This window comes from Yinghuangia aomiensis, from assembly GCF_039542225.1.
GTDB classification, from domain to species: domain Bacteria; phylum Actinomycetota; class Actinomycetes; order Streptomycetales; family Streptomycetaceae; genus Yinghuangia; species Yinghuangia aomiensis.
This window is the reverse complement of record NZ_BAABHS010000045.1, coordinates 48865-62912: the sequence shown is the minus strand read 5'-3', so window position 1 is coordinate 62912 and position 14048 is coordinate 48865. Positions and strand designations below refer to the sequence as shown.

At 72.8% G+C, this 14048-nt stretch carries 13 protein-coding genes; 4 read left to right on the top strand and 9 right to left on the bottom strand.

Features of this window, described 5'->3' with window-relative positions:
• The 3 genes from ABEA93_RS37130 to ABEA93_RS37120 all read right to left on the bottom strand — a co-directional run.
• The coding region (locus ABEA93_RS37130; RefSeq protein WP_345680369.1) for a hypothetical protein at window positions 1–290 on the bottom strand (290 nt) is incomplete at its 3' end.
• A gap of 2 nt (window positions 291–292) precedes the next feature.
• Window positions 293–1018 carry a hypothetical protein gene (locus ABEA93_RS37125; RefSeq protein ID WP_345680368.1) on the bottom strand — a complete coding sequence of 242 codons (726 nt, stop codon included), beginning with the start codon at window positions 1016–1018 and terminating at the stop codon, window positions 293–295.
• 313 nt (window positions 1019–1331) lie between these two features.
• A complete protein-coding gene (locus tag ABEA93_RS37120; protein WP_345680367.1) occupies window positions 1332–1991 on the bottom strand; it encodes a TetR/AcrR family transcriptional regulator in 660 nt (219 codons plus the stop codon).
• A gap of 159 nt (window positions 1992–2150) precedes the next feature.
• Here ABEA93_RS37120 and ABEA93_RS37115 point away from each other — a divergent pair, with 159 nt between their 5' ends.
• From ABEA93_RS37115 to ABEA93_RS37105, 3 genes are read left to right on the top strand one after another with little or no spacing between them, the layout of a single operon-like run.
• Complete coding sequence (locus ABEA93_RS37115; protein ID WP_345680366.1) at window positions 2151–3242, top strand: ABC transporter permease; 1092 nt, start codon at window positions 2151–2153, stop codon at window positions 3240–3242.
• Entirely contained in the window at window positions 3239–4102 is an 864-nt protein-coding gene (locus ABEA93_RS37110; protein WP_345680365.1) for an ABC transporter ATP-binding protein, read from the top strand. Before ABEA93_RS37115 ends, ABEA93_RS37110 begins: the two co-directional genes overlap by 4 nt.
• Window positions 4099–4977 (top strand): ABC transporter ATP-binding protein, encoded by an 879-nt coding sequence (locus ABEA93_RS37105; RefSeq protein ID WP_345680363.1) that lies wholly within the window; start codon window positions 4099–4101, stop codon window positions 4975–4977. Before ABEA93_RS37110 ends, ABEA93_RS37105 begins: the two co-directional genes overlap by 4 nt.
• A 10-nt stretch (window positions 4978–4987) precedes the next feature.
• Here the strand turns inward: ABEA93_RS37105 and istB are convergent, their stop codons facing one another.
• The 6 genes from istB to ABEA93_RS37075 form a co-directional block, all read right to left on the bottom strand.
• Window positions 4988–5782: an IS21-like element helper ATPase IstB gene (gene istB / locus ABEA93_RS37100; protein WP_345680362.1), complete on the bottom strand. Its 795-nt coding sequence runs from the start codon at window positions 5780–5782 to the stop codon at window positions 4988–4990.
• Window positions 5779–7374, bottom strand: a complete 1596-nt coding sequence (gene istA, locus ABEA93_RS37095) for an IS21 family transposase (RefSeq protein WP_345680375.1) — start codon at window positions 7372–7374, stop codon at window positions 5779–5781. The genes istB and istA overlap by 4 nt, the downstream gene beginning before the upstream one ends.
• Window positions 7375–7641: 267 nt before the next feature.
• Window positions 7642–8574 (bottom strand): 5'-3' exonuclease, encoded by a 933-nt coding sequence (locus tag ABEA93_RS37090; protein ID WP_345680361.1) that lies wholly within the window; start codon window positions 8572–8574, stop codon window positions 7642–7644.
• 824 nt (window positions 8575–9398) lie between these two features.
• Window positions 9399–10070, bottom strand: coding sequence for a GNAT family N-acetyltransferase (locus ABEA93_RS37085; protein ID WP_345680360.1), 672 nt, complete (start codon window positions 10068–10070; stop codon window positions 9399–9401).
• A gap of 69 nt (window positions 10071–10139) precedes the next feature.
• The gene (locus tag ABEA93_RS37080; protein ID WP_345680359.1) at window positions 10140–10514 is read right to left on the bottom strand and encodes an STAS domain-containing protein; all 375 of its coding nucleotides are present in this window, start codon (window positions 10512–10514) and stop codon (window positions 10140–10142) included.
• Between the two features lie 317 nt (window positions 10515–10831).
• Window positions 10832–12073, bottom strand: coding sequence for an amino acid deaminase/aldolase (locus tag ABEA93_RS37075; protein ID WP_345680358.1), 1242 nt, complete (start codon window positions 12071–12073; stop codon window positions 10832–10834).
• A 186-nt stretch (window positions 12074–12259) separates the two neighbouring features.
• Between ABEA93_RS37075 and ABEA93_RS37070 the strand changes: the two genes are divergently transcribed.
• Entirely contained in the window at window positions 12260–13825 is a 1566-nt protein-coding gene (locus tag ABEA93_RS37070) for a carboxyl transferase domain-containing protein (protein WP_345680357.1), read from the top strand.
• Window positions 13826–14048 lie beyond the last annotated feature (223 nt).

Here is a 14048-nt window from a genome sequence, read left to right as displayed (position 1 = left end):
GGCGTGGCGCGGCGGGGGGAGAGGGCCGCGGACTGCACGCCGGGGAGGGGGAGTCGGGCGTGGGGGTGGGGGGCGTACCGAAGGTCGGGGTGGGGGTGCGCGGTGAAGGGGGAGCGCGCGGCGTTGCGGGGCGGTGCGGTGCGGCGGCTCGCGTCGGCGCCGGCGTCGGGGAGGAGCCGTCGCGTCGCGGGCGGCAAGAGCGGGGCGGGGAGTTGCCGGGTTTGCTGCGTGGGGGAGGCGGTACGGCGGCCGGGGGTGCGGCCGCCGCTGGTGAGGGTGGTGCGGGACACGTTCAACTCCCCTGGGGCATACCGGGCTCGATCGCGAGCCGGACGTGCGGGCGCGGTACGGAAGGGACGGGTCCGGGTGCGCCTTGCGTGCCGCCGAGCGGGTCGACGGGGGCGCGGCACAGCCGGTCGAGGCGGTCGGGGAGGGCGGGGTCGTCTCCGTCGACCAGGGCCATGAGGCGGCCGGCGGGGACGGCGTACACGTCCTCGACGAGTGCGCGTTCCATATGCCGGGCGGTCAGCAGCAGGTGCCGGATGTGGTGCCAGTAGCGCGTCTCGGGGATTTCGAGCTGCACCACGAGCAGGCGCGTGCGTTCGCCCGCGCCGGTGCGCGCTTTGAGGCGCTGTTGGAGGAGGGCGGCGGACGGGAGTTCGGTGAGGGGGTCGGTGCCCGGCGGGAGCGTGCCGGGCGCGGTGGAGCGGACGCGGGCGGAGACGTAGGCCTGGACGACGGAGGCGTCCGCGGGGAGCGCCAGGGCGCACAGGAACAGCGCGTCCAGTTCGCACAGGGCGACGTCCAGGGGAATCTCCGCGGCGGCCCGGTCGCGGCCGAGGGCCGCACAGGCCGATCGGACGTGGCCGGTCGCCACGAAGGATTCGATGCACAGCTCGACGGCCGCGCTGTGCCATTCGACGCGGGAGGGCCAGCCGGCCCGGCGCGTCACACGGTGCCACTCGCCCCGCAGCCAGTCGGGGTCGGCGGTCGATGCGATGTCACACTCGGTACCCATGCCAAGGGAGACCGGGCACCCTCGGAGAAGTGACGCGACCGCATGACACTTTTTGATGTGACCTGGATCACATTCCGTTGTGCGCCGGGCGCGCATCCCGGGTGACCCGTACGAGTGGGGGCTTTACCTTCCTTTGGTGCACTGGAGGCACTCTGCGCCGGGTCGTGCCGGGCCGTGCCGGGACGCGGTGGCTTCGTCCACGAGAACCGGAAGCGTTTGTTCGCCGGTCCAGGAACGGCGGACCTGCTGAAGCAGGTCGGGATGTTCACGAGTTTTAGGAACAGCCTGCGACCTGGGTGATGCCGGGGCTGCTTCAGGGAGTCGGCGGTGGGAGTGGCCCGGTGAGGTAGTGCTGGATGACGGGGGCGACGCAGGCGGTGAGGTGCTCGGTGTCGGCGTTGGCGAGGGGGGTGACGCCGAGGATGTGGCGGCCGACGGCGAGGCCGACGAGGTGCCCGGCGACGAGGCTGACGCGCAGGGCGGGTTGGTCGCGGCCGAGGGCGGCGACGAGGGGGCCGACCATGTGGTCGGACACGAACGCGCCGAAGGCTTCGGCGGCGTCGGGGTCGGAGAACACCGAGCGGATCATCGCGGCGATCGGGGCGCGGGCGATCGGGTCCTGCCACAGCCGCAGGTAGAGGCGGACCAGGTGCTCGCCGGCGTGGTCGGGGTCGGTGCGCACGAGTGCGGCGATCTGTTCGCGCAGGTGCAGAGGCAGGCGCAGGGTGGCGGCGAACAGGTCGCGTTTGCTGCCGAAGTAGTGGATGACCAGGGCGGGGTTGACGTCGGCCGCGGCGGCGACGGCGCGGATGGTGGTCGTGGCGTAGGTGCCTTGGGCGAACTGTCGGCGGGCGGCTTCGAGGATGCGGTCCCGGGTGCCGCGGTCGCCCGTCCGGGCACCCGGCGGCCGGCCGGGCCCGCGGCGCCCGGCACCGGGCGGGACATCGGGCCGGGTCGGCGGGGTGGTGTTCACCGGGGAAGCCTAACGAAATTAAACAGTCGTTGTATTTGGTCTCGGGCCGCGCCTACGCTGGCCGGGCTCCGACATGCGATACGTCTGGAGTGCACCGTTTTCTGCGGAATATGCATTCTGATGGTCGCCCGTATGTACGGGCCCTGGCGGACGAGGCGGGTGGGCCCTGTGTGGGCGATGATCCTCAAGGAGTTCCTGGAGCTGCGGCGGGACCGCCGCACGATGGCGATGATCATCGCGTTGCCGCTGGTGCTGCTGGTGGTGTTCGGGTACGCGGCGAACTTCCGCGTCAGCGACGTCCCCACCTATGTGTACGGGCCGCAGGCCGAGCAGACCGCCGCCGCGCTGAAGGCCCCGTACGACGTGACCAAGGTGGACCCGTCGGGGGACGCGGACGACGCGCGTGAGGCGCTGCGCTCGCGGGACGCGGGCGCGGTGGTGGTCACGCAGCCGGGCGCGGGTCCGGCGACGGTGATGATCGACGGGTCGAACCTGTTCTCCGCGCAGGCTGCGGCCTCCGCGGCGCTGGCGAGCGGCGGGGCGCTGAAGCCGAATGTCCTGTTCAACCCGCAGCTGAAGACGTCGTGGGTGATGGTGCCGGCGCTCATTGGGATGATCATGGCGTTCATCGGGACGATCATCACGGCGATCGGCCTGGTCCGTGAGCGGCAGGCCGGGACCCTGGAGCAGTTGGCGGTGATGCCGTTCAAGGCCTCGGATGTGATCGTCGGGAAGATCGCGCCGTACTTCGTGCTCGCCGCGGTCGACATGATCCTGGTGACCGTGCTCGGCTGCCTGCTGTTCGGGGTGCCGTTCACCGGCAGTGTGGCGGTGCTGGCGCTCGGGTCCGCGCTGTTCCTGTTCACCGTGCTGGGGATCGGCGTGCTGATCTCCTCGTTCTCGCAGAACCAGGGCCAGGCCATGCAGATGGCGCTGCTCACGCTGATGCCGCAGATCCTGCTGTCCGGCATGATCTTCCCGCTGGAGGCGATGGCCGCCGGAGTGCGGTGGATCGGCTACCTGTTCCCGCTCACCTACTTCAACCTGATCTCCAACGGCGTCATGCTCCGCGACGCGCCCATCGACTCCCTCGTCATGCCGCTCGCCGTGCTGGCCGGCATGGCGGTGGTGGTGTTCACCGCCGCGGTGCTGCGGTTCCGCCGCGACCTGGCCCCCGCCGCCCCCAAGGGCACCGGCAAGACCCCCGCCGGCACCGCCCGTGTGCCCGCTTCCGCGGGAGAGGCCCGATGACGCCCGCCGTCCCGGGCTCAGGCAACGCGACACAGAACTGGGGGGCGCGCGAGGTGACCGTGGCGTTCGGCGCCACCACCGCGCTGGACGCGGTCTCGCTCGCCGCGGTGCCGGGTCAGGTCGCCGCGGTGGTCGGCGGGGACGGCGCGGGCAAGACCACGCTGCTGCGGACCCTGGTCGGCCGGATCCGCCCCCAGTCCGGCCGTGTCGAGGCACCGGCGACCGCGGACTGCGGGTTCATGCCGACCGGCGCGTCGGGGGTGTGGCAGGACCTCACCGTGGCGGAGAACCTCGCGTTCGTCGCCGCCGCCTACCACCTCGCCGGGCCCGCCTACGACCAGCGCCGGGCCCACCTGCTGCGCACCGCAGGCCTCGACCACGCCGAAGACCGGCTCGCCGGCGCCTTGTCCGGCGGCATGCGGCAAAAGCTCGCGTTCTGCCTCGCGATCCTGCACGAACCCAAGCTGCTGGTCCTGGACGAGCCGAGCACCGGGGTGGACCCGGTCAGCCGCGTCGACCTGTGGCGGCTGATCTCCCGCGCCGCCGCCGACGGCACCGCGGTGGTCATGGCCACCACCTACCTCGACGAAGCCGAACGCGCCTCCACCTGCCTGGTCCTGGACCAAGGCCACGCCCTTGCCATGGGCGCCCCCGCCGACATCCTGGCCCGCACCCCGGGAACGGTGACCACCGGGGACCGCCCCGCCGGTCGCCCGGAACTGTCCTGGCGCCGCGGGCATGCCACCCGCTCCTGGCATCCCGGCCCTCCAGGGCCCGGCGAACAGGCCGTCGCCCCGGACATGGAGGACGCCGTGATCGCCTTCACCTTCGCCGACCGCACTCCGGAGACCACCGCATGACCGCCGCAGACGTCCTGATCCGCGCGGACCGGGTGACCAAGCGCTTCGGGGACTTCACCGCCGTCGACACCGTCACCATGCACGTCGAACCCGGCGAGATCGTCGGCCTCCTCGGCGCGAACGGCGCCGGGAAGACCACCCTGATCCGCGTCCTCCTCGGCCTGGCCCTGCCGACCGAGGGCAGCGTCGCCGCGTTCGGCCGCACCCCGGACCGCACCACCCGCGCCCGCCTCGGCTACGTCCCCCAGGGACTGGGGCTGTGGCAGACCCTCACCGTCGACGAGAACATCACCTTCGCCGCCGCCGCGTTCGGCAACCCGCCCCCCGACCTCGACCCGGGGCTGGCTGCCGTCCGGCACCGGCCCGTCGGCGAGATCGGCCTCGGCCTGCAGCGCCAGCTTGCGTTCGCCATCGCGCTCGCGCACCACCCCGAACTCCTCGTCCTGGACGAACCCACCTCCGGCGTCGACCCCCTCGCACGGGCCCGGCTGTGGGACGCCGTCCACGACCAGGCCGATGCCGGCACCGGCATCCTGGTCACCACCCACTACATGCAAGAAGCCCAGCAGTGCGACCGCCTCATCCTCATGTCCCGAGGCAAAGCCGTAGCCGCCGGCACCGAGAAGGACATCATCGGCGACACCACCGCCTGCGAAGTCGACACCCCGCACTGGGCCGGCGCCTTCGCCGCCCTCGACAACGCCGGACTTCCCGTCACCCTCACCGGCACCCGCGTACGCCTTGCCGACACCCCGCCCGACACCGTCGCCCAGGCCCTCCGCGACGCCGGGATCACTGCCGACGTCCACCAGGTCCCCGCCACCCTCGAAGAGGAAATGACCGTCATCGACCGCGCCGCACCCGCCCGCGCATGACCGACCCGACTCAGCCCGCGCCGGCCTGTTCGGCGCGGGCCCGGGTCTGCGCGAAGCGGTACGAGTCGGTGCCGGTCTCGATGATGTTCCCGCCGAAGGTCAGCCGGTCCACGATCGCCGCGCACAACCTGGGGTCGGTGAACGTCTTCGTCCATCCCCCGAAGGCCTCGTTCGAGGCGATCGCCACGGACGCCTTCTCCTCCCGCTCGGTCAAAACCTGGAACAGCAACTCGGCGCCCTTGCGGTCGAGTTCCATATAGCCCAGCTCATCGATACAGAGAAGATCGACGCGGCCGTAGCGGGCGATCGTCTTGGCCAGCTGCTTGTCGTCCGCAGCTTCCACCAGCTCGTTCACCAGTTTCGTGGCCAGGGTGTAGCGCACGCGGTGGCCGGCCATCGCCGCCTCGGTGCCCAGCGCGATCAGCAGGTGCGACTTGCCGGTGCCCGAGTCGCCGATCAGGCACAGCGGCTGGCCCTTCTTGACCCATTCGCACTTGGCGAGGGTGTTGACCACGGCCGGGTCGATGTTCGGGTTCGCCGCGTACTCGAACGTCCGCAGGGACTTGTCCCGCGGGAACCCGGCGGCCTTGATCCGCCGCTCCGAGCGGCGCCGCGCGCGGTCGTCGCACTCGGCGAGCAGCAACTCGGCCAGGTAGCCCAGATACGTGAGCTGATCCTTGGCGCTGCGGGACGCGGCGTCGCGGAACTCCGCGCGCACCGTCGGCAAGCGCAGCACCTTGCACGCCTGGTCGATCGCAGTGTCGGCGGCCTGCTCGGTCATGCCGCGCTGGCGGGGCAGGGTCATCCGGATTCTCCTTCGCGGCGTGCGCCGCCGGCCCGGCGGCGCAGCAACTGGTCGTACGCCGCCACCGACGGCAGCGGCCGGGTATCCGGCGGAAGATGAGACAGCCGCCATTGGGCCAGGAACGTCACGTTCGCCGCCTGCGCCGCGTCCACCGCGGGCTCAGCCGCTTCGTCGTCGGCCTGGGCGGCCTTGCGGGCCTCCAACGCGACCGCGTCCGCGGTCAGGGCGCCGACCCGCAGCGCGGCGGCCAGCCCGGTGACCAGGTGCTCATGGCCGATCGCCCGACCGAGTAGCAGCACGTCGATCAGTGCGCGGGTGCCCTCGCGCTCGCCGTGCGCGGCGCGGGCGGCGTCCCACCACGCGTCGTGCAGCGGGGTGAACCGGCCCGCCGCGCGGGCCTGCTCCAGCGCCGTCGCGCCCGGCAGCGCGCCGGGCTTGCGGATTAGGGCTTCGAGGTAGTGGTCCAGCTCAAGGCGGGTCCGGAGCTTGCCGGTCAGGCGCTCGTGGCGGGCGACTTCCACGCCGTTGTCGTAGACGACCAGGTGCGAGGCGTGCAGCACCACCTGGACCCGGCGGCCGACCAACCGCACCGGCACCGAGTACCGGTTCATCCGCACCGAGACCTGCCCGTACCGGTCCACCCGCGGCCGCAACTGCAGCCCGGTCTCGAACTCCTCCTCCGGCAACGGCGCCAGCAGCTCCCGCTCCAGGGCGAAGGCCTCGCCGACCGTGTGCGGCCGCGCGCCGATCCGCCGCGCGTCGTCGCCGGCGTCCCACTGCTCGACGAGCGCGTTCAACTCGGTCAGCGACGCCACCTCGGGCACCGGCACGAAGTGGTTGCGCCGGTACCAGCCGATCTGCCCCTCCACCCCGCCCTTCTCGTGCGCCCCGGCAAGCCCCGGGCGGCAATAGAAGCTCTCCAAGCCGTAGTGCGACTTGAACGCCGTCCACCGCGCCGTCTCCACCCGGTGCCGCGTGAACCCCAGCACCTGCGCGACCGCCGCCTTCAAGTTGTCGTACCGCACCTTGCCCCGCGGCACCCCGCCCAGCGTCCGCAGCGCATGCACATGGCCCTCGAAGAACGCCTCCTGACCGCCCGAGGCGAACACCCGGTGCACCGACCTGCCCGAGAACGACAACCGGAACGCGAACAGGTAGCAGGTCACCAGCTCACCGCCCAGGCGCACCTTCACATCCCCGAAGTCGACCTCCGCCTCCATCCCCGGCGGGTGCGACTGCGGGACGAACGCCTCGTCCACCCCAAGGCCCGCCGCGGCACGGATCTGTGGACGACGCTCCTTCACATACCGGCGCACCATCGGATACGAGATCCCCTCGGCGCCGTACTCGTCCAACAGCCGGTGGAAGATCCGCGTCACCGTGTGCCGCTGCTTGCGCGGCGCGTCCAAATCCGCACGCAGCATCGCGTCGACCGCCAGCTTGAACGGGTCCAGCCGCGTCCGCCGGGCCGGCATCACCTTCCGCGGCTCAGGCCACGCCGAACCCACGGCCTTCGACACCGTGGCGTACCCGACGTTGTACCGCCGCATCACGGCACGCTTCGTCGCCCCCGCGCGGTAGTCACGCCGGATCGCCGCTTACAGATCGACCTTTACGTCCCGAGGCACCGCGCCCCCTCACCACGCCGAGCACTCCCATGCTCGCAACGCAAGAGGGCACGTGATCCCAGAACTCGTGAACATCATCCCTGGCGAATCCCGGCGGGCTCCAGAACTGCTGTCGAACCGTTGCTACTTCCCATGAACAAAGCCAACGCGGCGAGGATGCGGCGCGAGGCGCGTGCGGGCAGCGAAAACCCCCCGGCGCAGGGCGCTCGGGGGGTTCGGGGTCCGCTGGGGTCAGTTGTCGGCGAGGGTCCCGGTCAGGCGGGTGACCGCGCCGCCGAGGCCCCAGCGCTCGGCGAGGGCGCCGACGGCGTGGGGGTCGCGGGGGGCCTTCGGCACAGCCGGGTCGAAGCCTGCCGGGATCGGGACGTCCTTGGCGACGTTCACGACCAGCGGGGCGACGTCGAGGTAGTCGGACGCTTCGAGGAGCGCCTTGCGGCGGCCGGGCGTCAGCTTGGCCTTCGGGTCCGCGGCTGCGCGGCGGACGCCGGCCAGGTCCCCGTACTCGCCGATGAGCTGCGCGGCCGTCTTCTCGCCGATGCCCTTCACGCCGGGCAGGCCGTCGCTCGGATCGCCGCGCAGGATCGCGAAGTCGGCGTAGGCCGACGCCGGGACGCCGTAGCGCTCCAGCACGGCGGCGTCGTCGATGACCGCCGGGTCGCCGACGCCCTTGACGGGGTACAGCACGCGCACGCCGCGGGCGTCGTCGACGAGCTGGAACAGGTCGCGGTCGCCGGTCACCACGAGCGTGGCATCGGCGGTGGACGCGGTCGCGAGCGTGCCGATGACGTCGTCGGCCTCGTACCCGGCCGCGCCGACGCGGGCGATGCCGAACGCCTCCAGCACGTCCACGATGATCGGCACCTGCGGGGAGAGCGTGTCGGGGACTTCCTCCGCATCGGGGGCGTCGCCTTCGACGAACTCCGCCACCCGGTGGGCTTTGTACGACGGGATGGCGTCCACCCGGAACTGCGGCCGCCAGTCGTCGTCCCAGCACGCCACCAGCGCGTCGGGGCGGTGGTCGGCGACGAGCCGCGAGATGAAGTCGAGCAGCCCGCGGACCGCGTTGACCGGAGTCCCGTCCGGCGCCTTCACCGACTCGGGCACCCCGAAGTAGGCACGGAAGTAGAGCGAGGCGGTATCGAGCAGCATGAGTTGTCGAGGCACGCGCCTATCGTGCCGCACGGGTGTGACGGGGGGAGGACGCGGCACGCGGTGGGGGTAGGGAGGGGGCGGCGTGTGGACCCGGGGCCTGGGGCTTCGGCGGGGGAGGACGGCCGGGCGGCCCGCGCGCGGCAGGGCGGTCACGGTCCACGCGGCGGTTCCGTGGACGCGAGAGCTGGGCGCATGGCTGCGTGGGGGTGATGACGGCCGACGTGGCAGGGCCCTGGGAGGGGCGCCTGCCGTGCGGCGGGTCCGTGTGCGTGTGGGGACGGGCGCGGCTCGGCAGGTGATCCCACGGGGACGAGTCGGCGGCGCGCGGCCGCGTCGTGTGCTGCGCCCCCTGTTGCTCGTCGATGCGGCGCTGCTCGTGCCGCCTTGTTCGGCCGCTGGGCCAAGCCGCGCGCCCTTTCCACGCCATCGCCCTTCACACCCCCTGGATCGCTTTCGCGGCTGTCCTGTCAGCGAGGTCCGCTCGCAGGAGGTCGTGTCGACGGGGGAGTCGAGCGCGAGCATGTCGAGGCGGGGTGCGTGCCGGCGGCGACAGCCGTGCCCGGCCCCACGGGGGCGCGGGCGCCGGGGTGGGTGCGCCTGGCGGTGCTGTGAGCGCGCGTTGCACCCCACCGGTCCGACTGCACGGGGCGCGCAGCCGCGCGTGCGGTGCCGCGTTGTGCGCTGGGCCCATGTGCCGCACGCGCGTTCCCCCAAGGGCTGCCCCGTGCGGCGGGGGCTTCGCGCCTGCGGTCGCTTTGCCGCCGGCGGTGACCCGCGCGGAACCCGCGTTGCTCGTCGGTGCGGCGTTGCTTGTGCAGTCTTGTTGGGCGTGGGTGTTACGCCAGGCCGCGGGGTCTTTCGTCGCCCAGGCCGAACATCGTCCGGCAGGTCTCGAAGCCGTGGATCTCCACGGGGACGCGCCGGTGGGCCTGCCAGTCCAGGCGGGCGAGGCGGAGGCGTTGGAGCATGCGGGGCGGGGTGCCGGGGTTGTCGGGGATCTCCCGGCCGTCGTCGCGGTAGCCGAGTTTGCGGGAGACGGCCAAGGAGCGCGGGTTGTCGGTGAAGGCCGCGGAGACCGCCCAGCGGGCGTTGAGGGCGACGAAGGCCAAGTGGAGGACCGCGGCGCGCATTTCGGTGCCGAGGCCGCGGTCCTGGTGGGCGCGTTCGAGCCAGGAGCCGGTGGAGACCTCGCGGCGGGCGGCGAAGTTGCGGGCGGCGATTTCCTGCGAGCCGATCGGCGTGCCGTCGTGGACGACGAGCAGGTGGAGGGCCCAGTCTTCGGGCTGCCAAGCGGCCCACGAGCGCCAGTGGTGCTGCAGCGCGCCCCGGGTGCGGGCCGGCTCCGGCAGGTTCGACCACGGGAAGGTGAACGGCATGAACCCGTCGTCGTGGATGCCGCGGGCGGCCGCCGCGCACAGCCCGGCGAAGTCCGCCTCGCGCGGCAGGCGGAGTTCCAGGCGCGGGGTGGTGAGGCGCAGGCCGAAGAGCGGCCACAGCTCGGAGATCATGCGGCGATTGTGCGCGACGGCGGAGGCCGCGGCGAGCCGATTTCGTCCGACTTGGGGAGAACCCGCGGGCTAGACCGAGAACTCGTCCAGAACTTCCTGGAGCGTGTCGCGGACGCCGAGGATGTCGATCAGCCCCGTCATGCGCAGCGTCGCGCGGACGTGCCGGTCCGGCGCCGCCAGGCGCAGTCCCCCGCCGCACGCGTGCATGGCTTTGAACGCGTCGATCAGCACCCCGAGCCCCACCGAGTCGCAGAACGTGAGCGCGGTGGCGTCGACCACCACGCGACGGCATCCGCCGTCGACGAGATCGATGAGCGTCCGATGCAGAAGCGGTGCGTTGTGCAGATCCAGTTCGCCATGCAGATGAACGACGGCGCACCCGCGCCAGATGGTCACCCCGGTGACGGGGTGTTCCTGACCGAGCATGCCGAGCCGCGCGACCATGGCCTCGACCTTTCCGTGGTCGGGACAGGAGTGGAACCTCACGGCGCCGAGTGCATTCTGATGCATTGCGGCCCCCGGAGATAGTCCCAGGACCATTCGTGTTGCGCCGGACCTGGCACCTTGTCCGGAACAACCGGTTTGCGCGGCACCTTGATCACGAAAATCCGGGCATACCAACCGTGTCGGTGGACGATCGGTGAGGGCGCCGCGGCGATGGGTGACGACCCGTCAGATGGTTGGCGCCCGGTTGGCGGGCAGTTGGCGACCGGTTGGCCGCCCACTGCGCACCCCTTGTGCCCCTACTCGTTCGAATGCGGTCAGAGGAACGTCTTGCCCTCGCCGCGGTACGTCGGCACCGTCTCGACGACCCGGTCGCCCTCCACCACATGCAGCACATCGAAGCGCTCGCACAGTTCGCCGGCCTTCGCGTGCCGGAACCACACCCGGTCGCCGATCAGCAGGTCGTCGGCCGCCGCCCCGCGCAGCGGCGTCTGGACCTCGCCCGCGCCTTCCTGCGGGTCGTACGCGAGCCCCTCCGGCAGGTACGGCGTCGGCAGCCGGTCGCTCCCCGGTGCTCCCGACGCGTGGTAGCCGCCGCCGAGCACCGACACCCAGCCCACCCCGGGACGCCGCACGACCGGCAGGGCGAACAACGCCGCCGGACGGCCCCGGAACGACGTGTAGTGGTCGAACAGCCGCGGCTGGAACAGGCCTGATCCCGCGGCGACTTCGGTGACCGCCGCTTCCGACCGGGTGCGCTCGATGCTGCCCGTGCCGCCGCCGTTCACGAACTCCAGCGGCCCGACCTCGTGTACCGCGCGCACGATCTCCGCACGCCGCGCCGCCAGTTCGGCACCCGCGCGGGCCTGCATGAACCGGATCGCGCGGCCGTACAGCGCACGGCCCTGCGGCGCGTCGCCCACGCCCGCGATGTGCGCCTCGTAGGCCATCAGCCCCACCAGGCGGAACTGCGGCCGCTCGGCCACCCGCGCCGCCACCTCCGCGACCTGGTCGGGCGAGTGCAGCGGCGACCGGTGCGCCCCGACCCGGACCTTGCCGCCGAACGGCTGCCACGAGCAGTCGATGTCCACGCACACGCGCAGGCGCTCCCGGCCGGCGCCGCGGGCGCGGTCGATGAAGTCGAGCTGGGCGACGTCGTCGACCATGACGGTGATCCGGGAGGCGGCCACCGGGTCGGCGGCCAGGCGGGCGTAGGCCTCGCGGTCGGTCGACGGGTAGGCGACGAGGATGTCGTCGATGCCCTGGTCGGACAGCCACAAGGCCTCGGGCAGGGTGAACGCCATGACACCCGCGAAGCCGTCCATCGCCAGCGCCTCGCGCAGCAGCGGAAGGCAGCGCACCGACTTGCTCGCGATCCGGATCGGCATGCCCGAGGCGCGCCGCACGAGGTCCGCCGCATTGGCGCGGAAGGCCTCCAGGTCGACGATCGCGAACGGGGCGTCGAGGTGCGCGGTGGCGCGGTCGTAGCGCGCCCGGTCGGCGACGAGGTCGGCGCCGGGGACGGATGGGCTGACGCGCGCGGCGGTGAGGCTGGCCATGCAGGAAGCCTGCCAGATCGGGTTACCGAGGGGTAGGTGGGGAGCCGCGTGGATACCGTGCAAGTGATCGACAAGCGATCGACAGTCGATCGACAGGCGTTCGAGGACTGTTCGAGGACTGGTCGGCAACGTGGGGCGGCGGGCGCGGCGCCGTCCCCGCCGGACGCGGCCCCGGGAGGCGGATCGATGCACGTACGAGCCCTGGACCTGATCGATCGGGTGCTGGACCCGGACAGCTTCGCCGCGTGGTCGGACCCGGCACCCGAACCGGACTCCGTCGACGCCGCCTACGCCGCCGACCTGCAGGCCGCCCGCGACCGCACCGGGCTGGACGAAGCGCTGGTCACGGGGGAGGGGCGCATCGACGGGCGGCGCGTCGCGGTGGTCGCCTGCGAGTTCGGCTTCCTGGCCGGCTCGATCGGCGTCGCGGCGGCGGAGAAGCTCGTGCGGGCGATCGAGCGGGCGAGTGCCGAGCGGCTCCCGCTCGTGGCCTCGCCGACGTCGGGCGGCACCCGGATGCAAGAGGGGACGGTCGCCTTCCTGCAGATGGTGAAGATCTCGGCGGCGGTGGCGGCACACAAGGCCGCTGGGCTCCCCTACCTCGTCTATCTGCGCCACCCCACGACGGGCGGCGTGTTCGCGTCATGGGGGTCGCTCGGGCATGTCACCGCGGCCGAGCCCGGGGCGCTCATCGGATTCCTCGGGCCGCGCGTGTTCGAGGCGCTGAACGGCGAACCGTTCCCGCAAGGCGTCCAGGTCGCCGAGAACCTGTACGAGCACGGGCTGATCGACGCGGTGGTCGCCCCGGAGCAGCTCCGGGACGTGGTCGTGCGGGTGTTCGACGTGCTGGGGGACCCGGGAGCCGGAGGCGGCCTCGGGGATGGTCCGGAGCGCGCGGGCGCCGCGGCCGGGGGCGCGCCGGAGGGCATGTCAGGGGCGCGGATGGAGGGGCGTACGCCCGCGGACACTCCGGCGTGGGAGAGCGTCCGCCGGTCGCGCGATCCCCGGCGGCCGGGGCTGCGCACGCTCCTGCGGCACGGGGCGCGCTCGGTGACGCCGCTGCGCGGCACCGGCGAAGGCGAGAGCGAGCCGTCGCTGCGCCTGGCTCTGGCACGGTTCGGGGATCGGCCCGGCGCGCCGTGCGTGGTGCTGGGCCAGGACCGGACCCGGCAGAGCGAGTACGGCCCGTTCGGCCCCGCCGGGCTGCGCCAGGCCCGGCGGGGCATGCGGCTCGCCGCCGACCTCGGCCTGCCGCTCGTCACCGTCGTCGACACCGCCGGCGCGGCGCTCTCCGCGGACGCGGAACAAGGCGGCCTGGCCGGGGAGATCGCCCGCTGCCTCGCCGAACTCGTGATGCTGCCCGCGCCGACCGTGTGCCTGCTGCTCGGCCAAGGCGCGGGCGGCGGCGCGCTGGCCCTGCTCCCTGCCGACCGGGTGCTGTGCGCCGAGCACGGGTGGCTGTCGCCGCTGCCGCCCGAGGGGGCGTCGGCGATCCTGTACCGCACGACCGACCGCGCGGCCGAGATCGCCGAACGCCAAGGCATCCGCGCGGCGGACCTGCACGCGCACGGCATCGTCGACCGGATCGTCCCCGAACTCCCGGACGCGGCCGCGGAACCGGAGCCGTTCGTCCGGCGCGTGGCGGACACGCTTGCGGAGGAACTGGCGGGACTGCACACCCTCGACCCGGGGACGCGGCTGGCGCGGCGGCTGGCGCGGTACCGGCGGCTGGGGTTGCCCGAAGGGTGGTGAGCGGGCTCGATGCCCTGGTCAACGCTGGTGGCGGGCAGGGGAGTTGCCGACGTTTGTGGATCACTCGTAGGGGTGACGTCTGAGGGTTCGGCGTCCGGTCCCGGGCGGGGTGCCTAGCCTGAATCTCGTTCGAGGGATTGGGCCGTACGCGGCCTGATCCGCGGCGTGGAGGCGGCCGACGACACTGATCGCGAGAGTCGTCCGCGTCCGCGAGGCCGCGGGC